Origin of the sequence: Ramlibacter alkalitolerans (assembly GCF_016722765.1) — a bacterium.
Taxonomy (GTDB): Bacteria; Pseudomonadota; Gammaproteobacteria; order Burkholderiales; family Burkholderiaceae_C; genus Ramlibacter; species Ramlibacter alkalitolerans.
The window spans coordinates 235,623-251,094 of record NZ_JAEQND010000002.1; the positions used below are offsets into that span (position 1 = coordinate 235,623).

Sequence of the window (15,472 nt, forward strand, 5' to 3'; positions counted from 1 at the left end):
CGGCATGTCCGTTCATTCCCTGCCGGCGCCTGCGCGGGATGCGCGGGCGCAACTCGCGGCGCGCCACGCGCAGGTGCGCGCGCACAGCCTGGCGCTGGCCGCCCCGCTTTCGGCCGAAGACCAGTGCGTGCAGTCCATGCCGGACGCGAGCCCGACCAAGTGGCACCTGGCGCACACCAGCTGGTTCTTCGAGGCCGTGGTGCTGGCGGCGCACGGAAGCGCCTACCGGCCCTTCGATGCGCGCTGGGGCCACCTGTTCAACTCGTACTACGAATCGCTCGGCAGCCGTCATCCCCGGCCGCAGCGCGGCCTGCTCACGCGCCCGGCGCTCGCCGAGGTGCACGCGTACCGCGCGCATGTCGACGAAGCGGTGCAGGAACTGATCGCCTCGGCCGACGCGGCGGCTTTCGGTGCCGCCCAGCCGCTGATCGAGCTCGGGCTGCAGCACGAGCAGCAGCACCAGGAGCTGATCCTCACCGACATCCTGCACGCGCTCTGGTGCAACCCGCTGCTGCCGTCGTACGCGGCGCACGAAGCCCCGGCGCTGCGGCTCGCCCCCTCGCCCCTGCGCTGGGTGGACGGGCCGGAGGGCGCCGTCGCCATCGGCCACCCGGGCGAAGGCTTCGCCTTTGACAACGAGACACCGCGGCATCGCCACTGGCTGCAGCCTTACCGCATCGCGGACCGGCTGGTGACGTGCGGCGAGTTCGCCGAGTTCATCGCCGACGGCGGCTACCGCACGCCTTCGCTGTGGCTGTCCGACGGCTGGGCGCAGGTGCAGGCGCAGCAGTGGAACGCCCCGCAGTACTGGATCGCCCCCCGCGACCCGCGGGCCGACGCAACGCACTGGCAGGTGTTCGGGCTGCATGGGCTGCGGCCGCTCGATGCCGCCGCGCCGGTCAGCCACGTGAGCTTCTACGAGGCGGCGGCCTATGCCGAATGGGCCGGCGCCCGCCTGCCGACCGAAGCCGAGTGGGAAGCCGCGGCCGCGCTGCCCGGCCTGCGCGAGTTGCACGGCCACGCGTGGCAGTGGACCCGCTCCTCCTACGATCCCTATCCCGGTTATCGTCCGTGGTCCGGCGCGATCGGCGAATACAACGGCAAGTTCATGGTGGGGCAGGTGGTGCTGCGCGGCAGCAGCCTGGCCACGCCGGCCGGCCATGCGCGCGACAGCTACCGGAACTTCTTCCCGCCGGGGGCGCGCTGGCAATTCAGCGGGCTGCGGCTTGCCAAGGATGGGCATGACGACTGAATTCGCGCACGACATGCTGGCGGCCCTGTCGCAGGCGCCGCACCGGATCTCGCCCAAGTACTTCTACGACGCCGAAGGCTCGCGCCTGTTCGACCGCATCTGCGAACTGCCCGAGTACTACCCCACGCGCACGGAGCTGCAGATCCTGGAGCGCCATGGGGCCGAGATGGCGGCGCTGGCGGGGCCGGGCGCGGAGATCGTGGAGTTCGGCGCCGGGTCGCTGCGCAAGGTGCGCCTGCTGCTCGATGCCTTCGAGGCGCCGGCGCGCTACGTGCCGATCGACATCTCCGGCGAGCACCTGCGCGACGCCGCGGCCATCCTGCGCCGCGAGTACCCGGGGCTGGAGGTGCAGCCGGTGGTGGCCGACTACACGGAAGGCCTGCAGCTGCCCGCCAGTGGCGGCGGCAAGCGGGTCGGCTTCTTCCCCGGCTCGACGATCGGCAACTTCACGCCCGACGAGGCGCAGGCCTTCCTGGGCAGCGCGGCGGAGCTGCTGCGTGGCGGTGCCTTGCTGCTGGGCGTGGACCTGGTGAAGGATCCGCAGGTGCTGCACGCGGCCTACAACGATGCCGAAGGCGTGACCGGCCTCTTCAACCTGAACCTGCTGGCGCGCGCCAACCGCGAGCTGGGCACCAACTTCCAGCTGCGCCAGTTCGCGCACTACGCCTTCTACAACGCGCCGCTGCAGCGCATCGAGATGCACCTGGTCAGCCGCGCGCGGCAGGCCGTTGCCCTGGCGGGCGAGCACTTCGTGCTGGAGGAGGGCGAGACCCTGCACACGGAGAACTCGTACAAGTTCACCATGACGGGGGTGCGGGCGCTGGCGCAGCGCGCGGGCTTCCGGCCCGGGCCGGTGTGGACCGATGCCGACGGCCTCTTCGGCGTGCACTGGCTGCACGCACCTTCCAGGAGCGAGCCATGAAAGCGACATGGAACGGCGTGACCCTCGCGCAGAGCGACGACACGGTGGTCGTCGAGGGCAACCACTACTTTCCCGCCGCGGCGCTGAACCGCGACTACGTGACCTTCAGCAACCACCACACCACCTGCCCGTGGAAGGGCGAGGCGAGCTATTACTCGCTGCTGGTGAACGGGGAAATGAACCCGGACGCCGTGTGGTACTACGCCGACCCCAAGCCGGAGGCGGAGATGGTCAAGGACCGGGTGGCGTTCTGGAAGGGCGTGAAGGTCGAGGCCTGAGCGCCAGGCCTCGTCGCCCCCCACGCTTCACGCCGCCAGGCGGTCGCCCGACTTCTTCGCTTCCTGGCGCTCGTAGGCGGCCAGGCAGCGCGCCTGGGTCACTTCCACCGCATTGACCAGGAAGTCGATGGTGTAGGCCTTCAGCAGGTGGGCCTGCTCCCGTTCGACCCACGCTTTCACGCCCGCGCGGCCGTACCGGTGGATGGACGCGAAGGTCACGGGGTCCCAGTACCAGTTCAGGTCGAGCGCGTGGAACGCCGCGTTGTAGGCGTGGCGGTGCGCTTCGAATTCAGCGTCGGCGGGCGTCGGGGCCTGCAGGTCGTGCAACACGGTGGTCTCCTTCGAATTTGCTGGAGCAAATGTAGGGAGGCCGACGGATAAAGGATAGTTAAAGGTTTTGATGCGAACCATCAGGGAGAGCTGATGGTTCGCAGGGGAGGGGTGCGCGCGGCGCTGGGCCGCACGGATCGGCGCTGGCGCTTATTGCGCGTTGACCGGGGTGCCGGCCAGGTAGCGCACGCCGTTCGTGGCGGGACGGGTGGCCAGGAAGGCCGAGCCGCTGTCTTCACGCGTCATCGCGGCCACGGCGTCGCGGCTGGCGATGTATTCCGCGCGCACTTCGGCGCGGCTGCGCGTGCCCTGGAAGGACTTGAGCGGGTTGTACGAGGTGGACCAGGGGTTCACGGCGGCCTGCTTGTAGCTGGCCAGCTGCGACTGCACTTCGGTCCGGGTCGCCTTGACGGCGGCGCTGGCGGCGAACTGGCCGCTCGCATCCGCGTCGTCGGCATGGGCGGCGAAGGCGGCGAAGGACAGGGCGGCGACGAGGAGGGCGGAGCGGTTCATGGTGTTTCCTTTCGGGGAAAGCGTTGACGATGGAGAGACTGTATTCCTCCGTCTGCACGCAAAAAAGAGCGCCATGAACAATCAACCGTTGCAGTCAGCGCAATAATTGGCCGCATGGACAGGCTTCAATCGATGCGGGTGTTCCAGCAGGTGGTGGACGAGGGCGGCTTCGCGGCGGCGGCCCGCAAGCTGGACCTGACACCCGCCGCCGTGACGCGGCTGGTCAGCGACCTCGAAAGGCACCTGGGCGTGCGCCTGCTGCAGCGCACGACGCGCCGGCTGGCGCTCACGCCCGCCGGCGAGGTCTACCTGGGCCGGCTGCGCTCCATCCTCAGCGACATCGACGAGGCGGACGAAGTGGCGCACGCGCACAGCCGCGAGATGAGCGGCACCGTGCGGGTGCTGGCGCTGCCGGTGGTGGCGACGCACATCATCGCGCCCGCGATCGCCGAGTTCCAGCGCCTCTATCCGCAGATCGTGCTCGAACTGCACGTGCACGATGCGGTCGACCCGAACGTGGAGGACTACGACCTCACCGTGCTCAACGGCCTGTTCCCGGTTCCCTCGAGCGCGATCGTGCGCACCATCGTCGAAAGCCAGGCGGTGCTGTGCGCCGCGCCGCCCTACCTGGAGCGCTTCGGCGAACCGGCCTCACCGGAGGAGGACCTGCGCGCGCACCGCTGGCTGCGCCTGCGGGCGCCGGGCACGCGCCTGCGGTCGATGACGCTGATCGACCCGACCCGGCAGGATCGCACGCTGGAGATCGAAGTGCCGGTGGTGGTGCACGCCAACCATACCGACACGCTGCTGCGCGCGACGGTGCACGGCGCCGGCATCAGCAGCCAGCCGATGGACTTGGTGGCGCCGCTGCTCAAGAGCGGGCACCTCAAGCGCGTGCTGGCGCCGTGGATCACCAACCGCCTGAGCCTCATCGTGGCGCTGCCGACGCGCAAGTACATGCCGGCGCGCACGCGCGCCTTCCTCGACCACCTGGTGGAGCACACGCGGCACACGCTCTCCGGCCTGGGCATGCCGGAGCCGCCCACGCTCTAGTTCGCGGGAACGATGCGCAGGCCGACCCAGGCCGCGCCGATGACGGCGTTGATCGGCACGCTGAGCGCGCAGGGCACGTAGAACAGCACCGAGAACGCCGGCGCGTGCAGCAGCGATTCCACCGTCATGCCCAGCCCGTAGAAGAACAGCCCGCACCCCACCCAGCGCCGCATGTACGTCGGCAGCCAGCGGGCCTGGTCGCGGTTGTGCCGCCAGGCGGCAGCGCGCTCCAGCAGGTTGCCGCGGTTGACATCCTTGAACAGCCAACCGAAGAAGAAGTAGCGGTACAGCAGTGTGCTGAAGCTCATGTTCGTTACACCCGATCCGGACCATGGACCCGCCACGACCGGCTGGACCATGTTGCCCCTTTGTAGCGCGCCCTCCCGTGCGTGTCCATGCCCAGTCGGCGTAGGACCGCCGCGAAGCCGGGCAGCGCTTGACGATCGTCAACCGGCCCCGGCAAGCCGCGCGGCGCACGTTGACAAGGCGCTCCTACAGGGCCGTGGCGCCCGCTGGGCGAGCATGGGGGAAACGTCCTGCCGGAGCCCGCCATCGCGCGCCCACGCCTCGTCCTTCCCGCCGGCGCCGTGCCGGCCGAACTGCCGCACAGCCTGGAGCCGGAGCTCGCCACGCTGGTGGACCAGCCCGTGCCCGGCGCCTGGATCTACGAGATCAAGTTCGACGGCTATCGCATGCTCGCGCGCGTGGGCGGACCGAAGGACGTGCGCATCGTCACGCGCCGCGGCAACGACTGGACGCACCGCTTCGCCGCGCTGAAGAAGGAGCTGCTGGCGGCGAAGCTGCCCGCCGGCTGGTACGACGGCGAGATCGTGATGCTCGACGACAGCGGCAAGCCCAGCTTCAACGCGCTGCAGAACGCGATCGAGGGCGGCAGCAACGACGCGATCGTGTTCTACCTGTTCGACGCGCCGTATTGCGGCGGCCACGACCTGCGTCGCGTCGCGGTCGAGGAACGGCGGGCGCTGCTGCAATCGGTGCTGGCGCAGACGCAGCGGCTGCGCTTCAGCCAGGAGATCGGGGGCGACGCGGGCGCCATCCTGCAGTCGGCCTGCAAGCTCGGACTGGAAGGCGTGATCGGCAAGCGGCGCGGCTCGATCTACGTGCAGCGCCGCTCCGACGACTGGATCAAGCTCAAGTGCACGCAGCGCCAGGAGTTCGTGATCGGCGGCTTCACCTGGCCGGACGATGCGCGGCCGGCCGGCATCGGCGCGCTGCTGGTGGGCTACCACGACGACGCGGGCGTGCTGCAGTACGCAGGCAAGGTCGGCACCGGCTTCACGGGGGAGGTCTCGGCGGCGCTGCGCCAGCGGCTCGAGGCGATGGCCCAGAAGACGCGGCCCTTCGCCGGCGCCACCGGGCATGACCGGCACGCCACCTGGGTGCGGCCCGAGCTGCTGTGTGAAGTCACGTTCAACGAGTGGCCGCAAGGCGGCAGCCTGCGCCATGCGTCCTTCAAGGGACTGCGCGAGGACAAGGCGGCCCTTGCCGTGACGCGCGAGCGCCCGCAGGCCGCCGCGCCGCCACTGAAGGTCACGCACGGCAGCCGCGTGATCGATCCCGCGAGCGGCCTCACCAAGCTGGACCTGGTGCGCTACTACGCGCAGGTGGCGGCGTGGGCCCTGCCGCACCTGAAGGGGCGGCCGGCGTACATCCGGCGCGCTCCGCTGGGCATCCACGAGGCCATGACGTTCGTGCAGCATCCGACGGGCATCCGCGGCCTGAAGGGCACCGACCCGGAACTGTGGCCCGGCCACGAACCGGCGATCGCGTTCGACGCGGCCGAAGACCTGGTGGCGGCGGCGCAGACCGGCATGATCGAGCTGCATACCTGGAACTCCACCGCGCGTGCGATCACCCTGCCGGACCGCATCGTGTTCGACCTCGACCCCGGCGAGGGCGTGGCGTGGGCGCAGGTGCAGGAAGGCGCCTTGCTGGTGCGCGCGCTGCTGCAGGAACTGGGGCTGCAAAGCTGGCTGAAGACCACCGGAGGCAAGGGCCTGCACCTGTTCGTGCCGCTGGTGCCCGAGCACGACTACGAGGCGGTGCGCGCATTCTCGGAGGCCGTGGTCGGGCACATGGCGCGCACGATCCCCCAGCGCTTCGTGGCGGTCCTGGGGCCGCGCAACCGGGTGGGCCGGATCTTCATCGACTACCTGCGCAATGGCTGGGTGCAGTCGACGGCGGAGGCGTTCTCCGCCCGCGCGCGGCCGGGGCTCGGCGTGTCGATGCCGGTGGCGTGGGAGGAACTCGCGGGGATCACGGCCGGCAACCACTGGAACATCGTGAGCGGGCCGCAGCGGCTGGCGGCGCTGGAGGCGGATCCGTGGGCGGAGTACTGGACGAAGCCGCAGCGGCTGGGGCCGGCTGTGCAGGCCCTCACCCCAGCCCTCTCCCGCAAGCGGGAGAGGGAGCCAGCCCCAAATCGTAGGCTGGCGGTGAGCGCCGAAGGCCGAACCCCAGCAATGCGCAAGCGCTAGACGCTCGCATCCACCATCGGCTCGCCCGGCTTCAGTTCGTCCAGCAGGATCTCCACCTCCGGTACCCCGTCCAGGTTCAGCGTGTCGCCGTCGCGCGCATCGGCCACCGCGGTGAACTGGCCGTCGAGCCACAGGAAACGCAGGTGGCCGCCGATGTCGCGCAGGGCCTCCTCCGCCGTGGAGAAGCCCTGGCCCGATTGCTGGTTGCCATCGAGCCGGTAGCGCCAAGCGCTGCCGTCCTGGCGCAGTTCGCCCAGGTCGATGACCTTCTGGTCGAGGTTGCGGGCGTACACGCGGCCGCCCGCCGCATACAGGGTGAAGGGTTGCTGCCGGCGCGGCGCGGGCGCATGGGCCCGGTCATCGAGGTGAGCCATGGTGCTGGTCCTTTTTGCGTCGGACTTCAATCTGCGGCGCCCGCGCCAGCGCACCTGTAGGACACCGCCGTTTAGCGTTGCATCCCCAGGGCGAGCAGCCCGATCAGCACCAGCGCCAGCCCGCGCTGCTCGGCCCGCGCGAGTCTCTCGCGCAGCAGCCGGCGCGACACGAGATAGCTGAACACCACTTCGACCATGCCCAGCGTGCGCACGTTGGCCGCCGTGGTCAGGGCGAAGGCGGTGAACCAGCCGATGGAGGCCAGGGCACCCATCGCGCCGGCCACGGTGGAGATCCGCCACGCACTCACGATGGCGCGCAGGGAGTGCGGTGCGCGCCAGGCCAGCCAGCCTCCCAGCAGCACGGTCTGGAGCGCCTGCGCCAGCAGCACGCCCCAGGCCCCCGCCAGCCAGGGGGAGCTCTCCGGCAATTGCAGTGCGGCGCCGCGGTAGCCGACCGCGGACAGCGCGAAGCCGGCGCCGGACGCGAGGCCATACCAGGCCGCCCGGCTGGTCCAGGCGTTGCCTTCCACCGCCGCGGGCTTCTGCGGCAGCGACAGCATCACCACGCCGGCCGTTGCGAGGGCGATCGCGACCATCGTCCAGCCCCCCGGCAGTTCCCGCAGGAAGACCGTGCCGAACAGGGCGACCTGCAAGGCGTCGGTCTTGGAATACGCGACGCCGACGACGAAGTTGCGCTGCTTCATCGCCGACAGCAGGAAGGCCGTCGCGGCGAGCTGGCCAAGCGCGCCGAGCGCCAGCCAGCCGAAATAGGGCAGCCCGAACTGCGGCAGCGGCGCCGCCGTGGCGGGCACGAGGTGCAGCGTCGCGACCCAGAGGGCGGCGAACGGAATTCCGTAGAGGAAGCGCGCCAGCGTGGCCCCCAGCGTGCCGGCCTGTGCCACCAGCGAGCGTTGGGCGGCGTTGCGCGCGGTCTGCGCCAGGGCCGCCCCCAGCACGATGGGCAGCCACAGCCAGGCGGGAGCCGTCAATGCGTGCAGCTGCCGCCGACGGCGCGGGTGAAGAACTGTCCCTTGGCCAGCGCCAGCAGGCCGCTGGCGCCGATGATGCGCAGCTCGTTGCCCTGGGCCAGCAGTTCCATCGTGTGGTCACGCTGCGGATCGGCGCGCAGCACCGGCCCTTCCATGTGGCCGGTCAGTTCGTGCACGCGCCCGCGCTTGATCAGTCTGGCTTCGACGCGCTGGTACTCCTGGGCGATGTCCAGCACGTAGTTGTGCAGCAGGCCGGCGCCGCACCAGAGGCCGGCGACCATCACCGGCGCCCGCGCGGGCACCGCCTCCACGCCCGCCGGACGAACGCCGGCCACGGCCAGCGAGGACGCGGCGGCGCAAGCGATGACGGCGGCCCGGGCGGTCAGGGAGCGAACGGTCGAGAACATGGCGCGCAAGATACCACCGCCGCGGGTGGTACGTGCTGCAGTGCGATAAAAGGGTGCCTCAGCGGTGGGGGCGTACGCGCGCCGGCCGCGGCCGTGCCGGACGCCCCAGGTACACCGCGTCCGACCACGTGGCCAGCCACTGCGGCCGGTACGCCACCAGCAGGCTCGCCACCGCGCAGCTCCATGAAGCCTCTCCCATGGCGAGCAGGAGAATGGCCACGAGCTGCAGCTCGCCGGTCGGGCCGGTGAGGGCGTTGCCCAGCACCGCGCCCCCCAGCGCGCAACAGGCCAGCGAGACCATCGGCACCGCGAACGCGCGCCCCAGCATGTAAGCCACCGGATGCGGACCGAGCGCCTTGCGCACCCCCTGGCCCAGCAGCAGCATCAGCGTGGCCGGCAGGACGCCGCTCCAGACCGTCAGCTCGAGCGCGTGCGCGAGCGATGCGCCGCTCGTCAGCATGGTGCTGAGGCCGGCCACGGTGACGACGGGGATCGCCAGCGGCCAGCCGATCATCAGCACCACCAGCGGGGCGCCGGACCAGTGCAGCGGGAAGGGCAGTGCCGCCAGGCCGGGCCAGCTCCACAGCCACGGCAGCACGGTGAGGCTGGCCAGGAAAGGGGTGGCCAGCGGCACTTGGCCCGCATGCGGCCGCAGCAGCCGCCAGGGCCGCACCAGCAGCACCGCCGCCCAGGCGAGCGCCAGCAGGATCGCTTCGATCGCCACGCGCGAAACCATGGTCGCGCCTTACCGGCCGCCCACGCGGATCTTGCCCTCGCGCACGTAACGGTCGTATTCGTCGCGCGTGATGGCGGCGCTGCCGGTGTTGCCTTCGGCGTCGCGCCAGTGCAGCGTCACGCTGTCGTCCGCCATGTCGATGTCGACCTCGCCATCGGGGACCGGCAACAGGATGCCGTCGCCGGCGCGGAATGAGACTTCTCCCCGGATCATCGCGTGCTGCGTCATGCGGACTCCTCTCGCTCGTGTGTCTCAGGCAGTGTCGGCGGCGCCCGCCGGAGCGCCCTGTCAGCAAACAGCCCGTGTTCTTGCGGGACTTGCGCAGCGTCTCGACAATGCGGCATGCCATACCAAGGGCTCGCGCTGGGGACGACGGCGGCGCTGGCCGCCGCGCTGCTGCTCGGCGTGCTCCTGTGGCGGCAGTCGCGCGGCCGCCGGCAGACCGAAGAGCGCTTCCTGCTGCTGTCCAACGCGGTGCCGCAGATCGTGTTCCTGGCCGACCGGCGCGGCCAGGTGCAGTTCGTGAGCGCCCGCTGGGTCGAGGTCACGGGCCTGCGCCGGCGCGACGCGATCGGCGAAGGCTGGAAGCAGGCCGTGCACCCCGACGAGCGCGAGGCGCTGGTGCACCGGCTGCGCGAGATGGTGCGCCAGGGCCAGGTGTTGCAGATCGAGCACCGCCTGCGCGCGGCCGACGGCAGCTACCGCTGGCAGTTGCTGCGGGCCTCGCCGCTGGTCGAGCGCGGCCGGGCCGCGGGCTCCTGGCTGGGGACCATCACCGACATCGATGCCCTGAAGCTGGCGCAGGAGCAGGCGCGCGAGCAGGCCGAGCGGCTGCGCATGGCGAGCCGCCTCACGCGCACCGGCAGCTGGCGTGCCGACCTCGCGAGCCAGCGGCTGATGCTCTCGGAAGAGGCCGCCGCGGTGCTGGACCTGGCTCCCGACGCCACGCCCTTGCTGCAGGACGTGTTCGTGCTGCTGGAGCCGGAATCGCTGCCGCGCGCCCGGCAGGCGTTCGATGCCTGCATCGAGGAGGGGCTGCCCTTCGACCTGGAGGTGCAGATCGTCACGGCGACGGGCCGCCAGGTCTGGGTCCGCTCCGTCGGCGAAGCGGTGCGCGGCGAGGACGGCTCGGTGGTCGCCATCCAGGGCGCGCAGCAGGACATCACGCTGCGCATGCTGATGATGGAGGAGATCCGGCGCCTCAACGCGAGCCTGGAGGAGCGCATCGCCGAACGCACGGCGCAGCTCGCGCGGCAGGAGGCGCTGTTCCGCACGCTGGCGGAACAGGCGCCGCTGCCGTTCTGGACGGTGGACGCGCGCGGCGGCGTGACCTTCCTGAGCCGCGCGTGGTACGAGCTGGCCGGCGGCGCGCCGCCCGAGTGGCATGGCGAGCGCTGGCTGCGGCTGATCCACCCGGACGACCGGCCGGCGGTGCAGCACAACTGGATCCGCAGCATGGCCACCGGCGAGCCGTACACCGGCACGCGGCGCATCCGCGCGCGCGACGGGACGTATCACACCATGACCTACCGGGCCGTGCCGGTGCGCGGCCAGGAGGGCGAGGTCCTGTTCTGGGTCGGCGTCGACACCGACATCACCGACCTGATGGCCAACGAGGCCGCCCTGCGCCTGGCCAACGAGCAGCTCGAGTCCTTCTCGTATTCCGTCTCGCACGACCTGCAGTCGCCGCTGCAGCGCGTGAGCTCGTATGCGCGCCTGCTGCAGCAGGAACTGCCGCCCGGGGCCCCGGGGCGCGCGCAGCATTACCTCGCCCGCATCCAGGGCAACGCGGAAACCATGGAGCAGTTGATCGAGGGCCTGCTCGCGCTCGCGCACGTGTCCGAAGTGGACATCATCCGGTCCGCCGTGAACCTGAGCGACATGGCCACCGAGATCCTGCAGCGGCTGCAGGCGGAACATCCGCAGCGCAGCGTGAACTGGCGCGTCGAGCCGGGCCTGTCGGTGATGGGCGACGTGCGCCTGATGCGTTCGGTGATGGAGAACCTGCTGGGCAACGCGTGGAAGTTCACGGCCCACGAACCGGCGCCGGAGATCGTGGTGTCCGGCTCGAGCCGGCGGGGCGAGTACGCGGTGCGCGACACCGGCTGCGGCTTCGACATGGCGTATGCCGATCGCCTGTTCGGCACCTTCCAGCGCCTGCATTCCGTCGACGAATATCCCGGCACCGGCATCGGCCTGGCCACGGTGGCACGGGCGATTTCGCGCCAGGGCGGCCGGATCTGGGCCCAGTCCGCGCCGGGACAGGGGGCAACGTTCTACTTCACGCTGCCGCCGGCATGATGGGGCTGCCGGTGTCGATTCCCGGTGCGCCCGATCGTCATGGGATCAGGCCCACCTCTGCGGCCCCACCCAGGAGAAAACCATGCCCGTTCTCGACAGCTACCTGTTCTTCAGCGGCAACTGCGCGCCGGCGATGCGTTTCTACGAACGCACGCTCGGCGGCACCTTGCAGACCATGATGACCTACGGCCAGTCGCCCGACCCGGATCACTGCCCGGCCGGCTCGGCGGACCTCGTGATGCACGCTTCGCTCAAGCTCGGCGACCGCACGCTGATGGCGTCGGACGTGCCGCCTTCGATGGGCCCCAAGCCGATGGCGGGCTTCTCGCTGTCCCTGGCCTACGGCACGCCGGAGGAAGCGCGCCGCATCTTCGATGCCCTTGCGCAAGGCGGCAGCGTGACGATGCCGATGACGAAGACCTTCTGGGCCGAGACCTTCGGCATGCTGGTCGACCCGTTCGGCACGCCCTGGATGGTGAGCGGCGGCATGCCCGCGGCGTGATGCACGCCACGCTCGCGCGACCCTTTGTTGGCTGCGCGCATCGCCGAAACGTGTTGTAGCGGCTTTTCCTGCTGGGGCACGCCAGCATCCCGGCCATGGGAGGAGCCATGGCCGCATCGGCACATCGAGGGATCGGAAGGGCGCTGCTCGTGCTCGCGGCGCTGGGCGCGTCGCAGGCGGGCGCCCAGATGCAGGTTTACCGCTGCGGGGCGCGCACGTACTCGCAGGCGCCTTGCCCCGGGGGGCGGCTGGTCGGCGTCACGCCGCACCGCGTGACCGACCGCTCGAAGCCGCCGCCGCAGGATCGCGCCATCGCTGCCAAGCGCGCCGTCCTGGCGCCCGAGCAGCGCCAGGAATGCCGCGCGCTCGACGTTCGGCTGCGGGAAGAACAGCGCAGCCTGCGCGCCCGGGGCGACGCCGTGACGATCGAGGACGAGATGCCGCTCGTGCGGGCGCAGAAGCGCTTCCGCGAACTGCGCTGCTAGGCGCGGCGGGCCAGGGGCGGCTGCAAGCCCCGGGTGGCGTCCGGGGGAAGTGACCCCGGTCAAGAGGCTCCCGCCGGGCTGGGTGGTAAGCTGCCCGTTTTCCGCCCACCTAGAGACAAACCCTCATGCCTGGACTGCTGCCCAACGTCGATCCCGAAGGCCTGCTCGAGTTCTCCGTCGTCTACACGGACCGCGCGCTCAATCACATGTCGCGCAGCTTCCAGGGCGTGATGAAGGACATCTCCTCGATCCTCAAGGAGGTCTACAACGCGCATTCGACCGCGCTGGTCCCGGGCAGCGGCACCTTCGGCATGGAATCGGTGGCGCGCCAGTTCGCCGGCGGCAAGGATGTCCTGGTGCTGCGCAACGGCTGGTTCAGCTACCGCTGGACGCAGATCTTCGAGGCCGGCCGGATCCCGAAGTCCGAGACGGTGCTGAAGGCCCGCCGCCAGGGCAGCGGCCCGACCGCGCCGTGGGCGCCGGCGCCCATCGCCGAAGTCACGGCCACCATCCGCGAGAAGAAGCCTGCGGTGGTGTTCGCGCCGCACGTCGAGACGGCCGCCGGCATCATCCTGCCCGACGACTACATGCGGGCGGTGGCCGATGCGGTGCATGCCGTGGGCGGGCTGTTCGTGCTCGATTGCATCGCCTCCGGCGCGATGTGGGTCGACATGAAGGCCGTGGGCGTCGACATCCTGATTTCCGCCCCGCAGAAGGGCTGGAGCAGCTCGCCCTGTTGCGCGATGGTGATGTTCTCCGAGCGCGCCCGCAAGGCGATCGACGAGACCGCCAGCACCAGCTTCTCGATGGACCTGAAGAAGTGGCTGCAGATCATGGAGGCGTACGAGGGTGGCGCCCACATGTACCACTCCACCATGCCGACCGATGCGCTGGTGCGCCTCGACCTGGCGATGAAGGAGACCAAGGCGCACGGCTTCGCCTGGGTCAAGGCGCAGCAGGAGGACCTGGGTCGCAAGGTGCGCGCTCTGTTCGAGAGCCGCGGGCTGCCCAGCGTGGCCGCCGAGGGCTTCAAGGCGCCGGGCGTGGTGGTGAGCTTCACGACCGACCCGGAGATCCAGTCGGGCCGCAAGTTCCTCAACGAAGGCCTGCAGACTGCCGCCGGCGTGCCGCTGCAGTGCGACGAAGGCGCCGACTTCAAGACCTTCCGCGTCGGCCTGTTCGGCCTGGAGAAGTGGGTGCACGTGGACCGCTCGGTGGCCCACCTGCGCGACGCCCTCGACCACCTCGGCGTGGTCGCCCCGGCGAAAGCAGCCTGACGCCCGCGCAGGCGGCCTGACCGTCATTCCCGCCAAGGCGCCTCGACCGTCATTCCCGCGCAGGCGCCCTGACCGTCATTCCCGCGCAGGCGCCCTGACCGTCATTCCCGCGAAGGCGGGAATCCAGGGCTCCCCCATCAAAGCGGCCGACCGGCCGCTTTCCTTTTTCCTCAGCGCCTCAGCATCTTCGCCACGAGGAAGCCGAACCCCAGCGCCGCCCCGATCGCCAGCCACGGCGTCGACGCCACCCTGCGCTCCACCGTCCGTTCCACCGCCGTCAGCGGCTGCGGCAGGCTGTGCCGTTCTTCTTCCACGAGCATCACTTCCTGCACGCCGGGCGTCCAGCCGTCGGCGTACACCCGCGGCTCGGCGTCGATCTCCACCACCGCCAGTTCGAGCTCGTCGTCGTCGCCCAGCAGGTCTCCGATATCCGGCAGGTGCGTGTCACCGGTGAGCTTGAGGCGGTTCTTGGGATGAGGCATGGCGTTTCCGTCCTTTGTTGTTCATGCGATGCGGACGAATCTACGGACGTGCAGGCCGGCGCCGCGTAGGAAAGGAGCCGTTGCGCGCCCGAGGGCATTCCGGCAGCGCGGTGCTCCTCCCTTCACTGCCGCGGCAAGGCGACGCGGTGGCGTCACCGGTGCCGCCACCCCGGCCCGAAGCGCCGCTTCAGTCGATGCGCAGCGTGGCGGCCACGAAGGCCAGGATCGCCAGCCGCGCGTCGGGCTCGCAAGCGTGCGACTCGCCGCGCACCAGGATGATGTCGCCGCGGGGCCGCCCCTGGTACTGCAGCAGCACGCAGCCGTCGAGGCAGCTGACCTGCTGGCCGGGCGAGGTCTCGATCGCCAGGGTGTCCAGCGGGACCAGGGTGTGGGTGGGCAAGGGCGCCTGCTCGCCGGCCTCCGCCACTTCACCGAGGCGGCCGAACCAGCTGCTCGCGAATTCCTCGAACTGCAGGCGCAGGGCGGGCAGGGTGGCAGTCAGCGCGTTCATGGCGGAGTCCTTCCTCGGCGCCCGGGTGCGCGGTCGGGTGCATGCGCGATCTTCCCGGTGGCTGGACCCATCGTCCCGAAGGAGGCGGACGCGATGTGGAGTGCCTGCTCTAAATCCTGCGCCAATTGGGCGAGCCCCGGGGGGATGGCGTGAAGTCCTCCGGCCGGGCACGCCGGCGGCGCGATCCCGCTCACGTGCTGAGCTTGCGCCCGAGGTGCCCTTGCACCGCGTCGATCTTGCTGCGCAGGCGCGACTCGGTGCCGGCGCGGTAATCCATCTTCAGGTTCATCGCGATGCGATGGCAGTCCGGCTGCAGGGCGCGGAAGCAGTCGCTGACGACGCCCATCACGACGTCGAAATCGCCTTCGAGGAGGGTGCCCATCGCGGTGAGCTGGTACGTGACGCCGCTGCGGTCGATGACGTCGAGGACGCGGGCGACGTGGCGCGAGAGGCTTTCACCCTCGCCGGTGGGGGACATGGCGAATTCGAGCAGGACCATCGGGGCCTCCGTTCACGCAGACGCGGGCATCTTGCCTGCAGTTCGCGCGCGTCGCGGCCGCGC

The 15,472-nt window shown here is 70.6% G+C and carries 20 protein-coding genes; 9 read left to right on the forward strand and 11 right to left on the reverse strand.

Features of this window, described 5'->3' with window-relative positions; genetic code table 11:
- Positions 1–4 precede the first annotated feature (4 nt).
- The 3 genes from egtB to JI746_RS04130 are packed head-to-tail and all read left to right on the forward strand — an operon-like array spanning position 5 to position 2,452.
- Positions 5–1,252, forward strand: a complete 1,248-nt coding sequence (gene egtB / locus JI746_RS04120) for an ergothioneine biosynthesis protein EgtB (protein ID WP_201687524.1) — start codon at positions 5–7, stop codon at positions 1,250–1,252.
- On the forward strand, positions 1,161–2,174 hold the full coding sequence (egtD, locus tag JI746_RS04125; RefSeq protein WP_201687525.1) for an L-histidine N(alpha)-methyltransferase: 1,014 nt from the start codon (positions 1,161–1,163) through the stop codon (positions 2,172–2,174). The genes egtB and egtD overlap by 92 nt, the downstream gene beginning before the upstream one ends.
- Positions 2,171–2,452: a DUF427 domain-containing protein gene (locus JI746_RS04130; RefSeq protein ID WP_201687526.1), complete on the forward strand. Its 282-nt coding sequence runs from the start codon at positions 2,171–2,173 to the stop codon at positions 2,450–2,452. The genes egtD and JI746_RS04130 overlap by 4 nt, the downstream gene beginning before the upstream one ends.
- A 27-nt stretch (positions 2,453–2,479) precedes the next feature.
- Here JI746_RS04130 and JI746_RS04135 read toward each other — a convergent pair whose 3' ends face one another.
- Entirely contained in the window at positions 2,480–2,782 is a 303-nt protein-coding gene (locus JI746_RS04135) for a hypothetical protein (protein WP_201687527.1), read from the reverse strand.
- Positions 2,783–2,932: 150 nt separating this feature from the next.
- Positions 2,933–3,295: a hypothetical protein gene (locus tag JI746_RS04140; protein ID WP_201687528.1), complete on the reverse strand. Its 363-nt coding sequence runs from the start codon at positions 3,293–3,295 to the stop codon at positions 2,933–2,935.
- A gap of 114 nt (positions 3,296–3,409) precedes the next feature.
- Between JI746_RS04140 and JI746_RS04145 the strand changes: the two genes are divergently transcribed.
- Positions 3,410–4,348: a LysR family transcriptional regulator gene (locus JI746_RS04145; protein WP_201687529.1), complete on the forward strand. Its 939-nt coding sequence runs from the start codon at positions 3,410–3,412 to the stop codon at positions 4,346–4,348.
- Here JI746_RS04145 and JI746_RS04150 read toward each other — a convergent pair.
- Positions 4,345–4,656 (reverse strand): hypothetical protein, encoded by a 312-nt coding sequence (locus tag JI746_RS04150; RefSeq protein ID WP_236599554.1) that lies wholly within the window; start codon positions 4,654–4,656, stop codon positions 4,345–4,347. The genes JI746_RS04145 and JI746_RS04150 overlap by 4 nt on opposite strands.
- A 279-nt stretch (positions 4,657–4,935) precedes the next feature.
- Here JI746_RS04150 and ligD point away from each other — a divergent pair, with 279 nt between their 5' ends.
- On the forward strand, positions 4,936–6,846 hold the full coding sequence (ligD, locus tag JI746_RS04155; RefSeq protein WP_201687531.1) for a DNA ligase D: 1,911 nt from the start codon (positions 4,936–4,938) through the stop codon (positions 6,844–6,846).
- Here the strand turns inward: ligD and JI746_RS04160 are convergent.
- The 5 genes from JI746_RS04160 to JI746_RS04180 form a co-directional block, all read right to left on the reverse strand.
- On the reverse strand, positions 6,843–7,220 hold the full coding sequence (locus JI746_RS04160) for a hypothetical protein (protein WP_201687532.1): 378 nt from the start codon (positions 7,218–7,220) through the stop codon (positions 6,843–6,845). The genes ligD and JI746_RS04160 overlap by 4 nt on opposite strands.
- A gap of 71 nt (positions 7,221–7,291) precedes the next feature.
- Positions 7,292–8,218, reverse strand: coding sequence for an EamA/RhaT family transporter (locus JI746_RS04165; RefSeq protein WP_201687765.1), 927 nt, complete (start codon positions 8,216–8,218; stop codon positions 7,292–7,294).
- Positions 8,206–8,616 carry a hypothetical protein gene (locus JI746_RS04170; RefSeq protein WP_201687533.1) on the reverse strand — a complete coding sequence of 137 codons (411 nt, stop codon included), beginning with the start codon at positions 8,614–8,616 and terminating at the stop codon, positions 8,206–8,208. The genes JI746_RS04165 and JI746_RS04170 overlap by 13 nt, the downstream gene beginning before the upstream one ends.
- Before the next feature lie 58 nt (positions 8,617–8,674).
- Positions 8,675–9,352 (reverse strand): hypothetical protein, encoded by a 678-nt coding sequence (locus JI746_RS04175; protein WP_201687534.1) that lies wholly within the window; start codon positions 9,350–9,352, stop codon positions 8,675–8,677.
- A 9-nt stretch (positions 9,353–9,361) separates the two neighbouring features.
- Positions 9,362–9,580, reverse strand: coding sequence for a hypothetical protein (locus JI746_RS04180; protein ID WP_201687535.1), 219 nt, complete (start codon positions 9,578–9,580; stop codon positions 9,362–9,364).
- A 114-nt stretch (positions 9,581–9,694) separates the two neighbouring features.
- On the opposite strand from JI746_RS04180, the gene JI746_RS04185 reads away from it, so the two are divergent.
- The 4 genes from JI746_RS04185 (at position 9,695) to JI746_RS04200 (ending at position 13,917) form a co-directional block, all read left to right on the forward strand.
- Entirely contained in the window at positions 9,695–11,653 is a 1,959-nt protein-coding gene (locus tag JI746_RS04185; protein ID WP_201687536.1) for a PAS domain-containing sensor histidine kinase, read from the forward strand.
- A gap of 82 nt (positions 11,654–11,735) precedes the next feature.
- A complete protein-coding gene (locus JI746_RS04190; RefSeq protein WP_201687537.1) occupies positions 11,736–12,155 on the forward strand; it encodes a VOC family protein in 420 nt (139 codons plus the stop codon).
- 107 nt (positions 12,156–12,262) lie between these two features.
- Positions 12,263–12,640: a hypothetical protein gene (locus JI746_RS04195; RefSeq protein ID WP_201687538.1), complete on the forward strand. Its 378-nt coding sequence runs from the start codon at positions 12,263–12,265 to the stop codon at positions 12,638–12,640.
- A 125-nt stretch (positions 12,641–12,765) separates the two neighbouring features.
- Complete coding sequence (locus JI746_RS04200; protein WP_201687539.1) at positions 12,766–13,917, forward strand: aminotransferase class V-fold PLP-dependent enzyme; 1,152 nt, start codon at positions 12,766–12,768, stop codon at positions 13,915–13,917.
- 170 nt (positions 13,918–14,087) lie between these two features.
- Here JI746_RS04200 and JI746_RS04205 read toward each other — a convergent pair whose 3' ends face one another.
- From JI746_RS04205 to JI746_RS04215, 3 genes are all read right to left on the reverse strand, one after another.
- Positions 14,088–14,399 (reverse strand): hypothetical protein, encoded by a 312-nt coding sequence (locus JI746_RS04205; protein ID WP_201687540.1) that lies wholly within the window; start codon positions 14,397–14,399, stop codon positions 14,088–14,090.
- 187 nt (positions 14,400–14,586) lie between these two features.
- Positions 14,587–14,910, reverse strand: a complete 324-nt coding sequence (locus JI746_RS04210) for a hypothetical protein (protein ID WP_201687541.1) — start codon at positions 14,908–14,910, stop codon at positions 14,587–14,589.
- A 190-nt stretch (positions 14,911–15,100) separates the two neighbouring features.
- The gene (locus JI746_RS04215) at positions 15,101–15,409 is read right to left on the reverse strand and encodes an MTH1187 family thiamine-binding protein (protein ID WP_201687542.1); all 309 of its coding nucleotides are present in this window, start codon (positions 15,407–15,409) and stop codon (positions 15,101–15,103) included.
- Between the last annotated feature and the right edge of the window lie 63 nt (positions 15,410–15,472).

Bases quoted from the DNA above. Each gene is read 5' to 3' on its own strand.
- egtB (WP_201687524.1), top strand. From the start codon at position 5: ATGTCCGTTCATTCCCTGCCGGCGCCTGCGCGGGATGCGCGGGCGCAA.
- egtD (WP_201687525.1), top strand. From the start codon at position 1,161: ATGCGCGCGACAGCTACCGGAACTTCTTCCCGCCGGGGGCGCGCTGGC.
- JI746_RS04130 (WP_201687526.1), top strand. From the start codon at position 2,171: ATGAAAGCGACATGGAACGGCGTGACCCTCGCGCAGAGCGACGACACG.
- JI746_RS04140 (WP_201687528.1), bottom strand. From the start codon at position 3,295: ATGAACCGCTCCGCCCTCCTCGTCGCCGCCCTGTCCTTCGCCGCCTTC.
- JI746_RS04145 (WP_201687529.1), top strand. From the start codon at position 3,410: ATGGACAGGCTTCAATCGATGCGGGTGTTCCAGCAGGTGGTGGACGAG.
- JI746_RS04150 (WP_236599554.1), bottom strand. From the start codon at position 4,656: ATGAGCTTCAGCACACTGCTGTACCGCTACTTCTTCTTCGGTTGGCTG.
- JI746_RS04160 (WP_201687532.1), bottom strand. From the start codon at position 7,220: ATGGCTCACCTCGATGACCGGGCCCATGCGCCCGCGCCGCGCCGGCAG.
- JI746_RS04170 (WP_201687533.1), bottom strand. From the start codon at position 8,616: ATGTTCTCGACCGTTCGCTCCCTGACCGCCCGGGCCGCCGTCATCGCT.
- JI746_RS04175 (WP_201687534.1), bottom strand. From the start codon at position 9,352: ATGGTTTCGCGCGTGGCGATCGAAGCGATCCTGCTGGCGCTCGCCTGG.
- JI746_RS04180 (WP_201687535.1), bottom strand. From the start codon at position 9,580: ATGACGCAGCACGCGATGATCCGGGGAGAAGTCTCATTCCGCGCCGGC.
- JI746_RS04185 (WP_201687536.1), top strand. From the start codon at position 9,695: ATGCCATACCAAGGGCTCGCGCTGGGGACGACGGCGGCGCTGGCCGCC.
- JI746_RS04190 (WP_201687537.1), top strand. From the start codon at position 11,736: ATGCCCGTTCTCGACAGCTACCTGTTCTTCAGCGGCAACTGCGCGCCG.
- JI746_RS04195 (WP_201687538.1), top strand. From the start codon at position 12,263: ATGGCCGCATCGGCACATCGAGGGATCGGAAGGGCGCTGCTCGTGCTC.
- JI746_RS04200 (WP_201687539.1), top strand. From the start codon at position 12,766: ATGCCTGGACTGCTGCCCAACGTCGATCCCGAAGGCCTGCTCGAGTTC.
- JI746_RS04205 (WP_201687540.1), bottom strand. From the start codon at position 14,399: ATGCCTCATCCCAAGAACCGCCTCAAGCTCACCGGTGACACGCACCTG.
- JI746_RS04210 (WP_201687541.1), bottom strand. From the start codon at position 14,910: ATGAACGCGCTGACTGCCACCCTGCCCGCCCTGCGCCTGCAGTTCGAG.
- JI746_RS04215 (WP_201687542.1), bottom strand. From the start codon at position 15,409: ATGGTCCTGCTCGAATTCGCCATGTCCCCCACCGGCGAGGGTGAAAGC.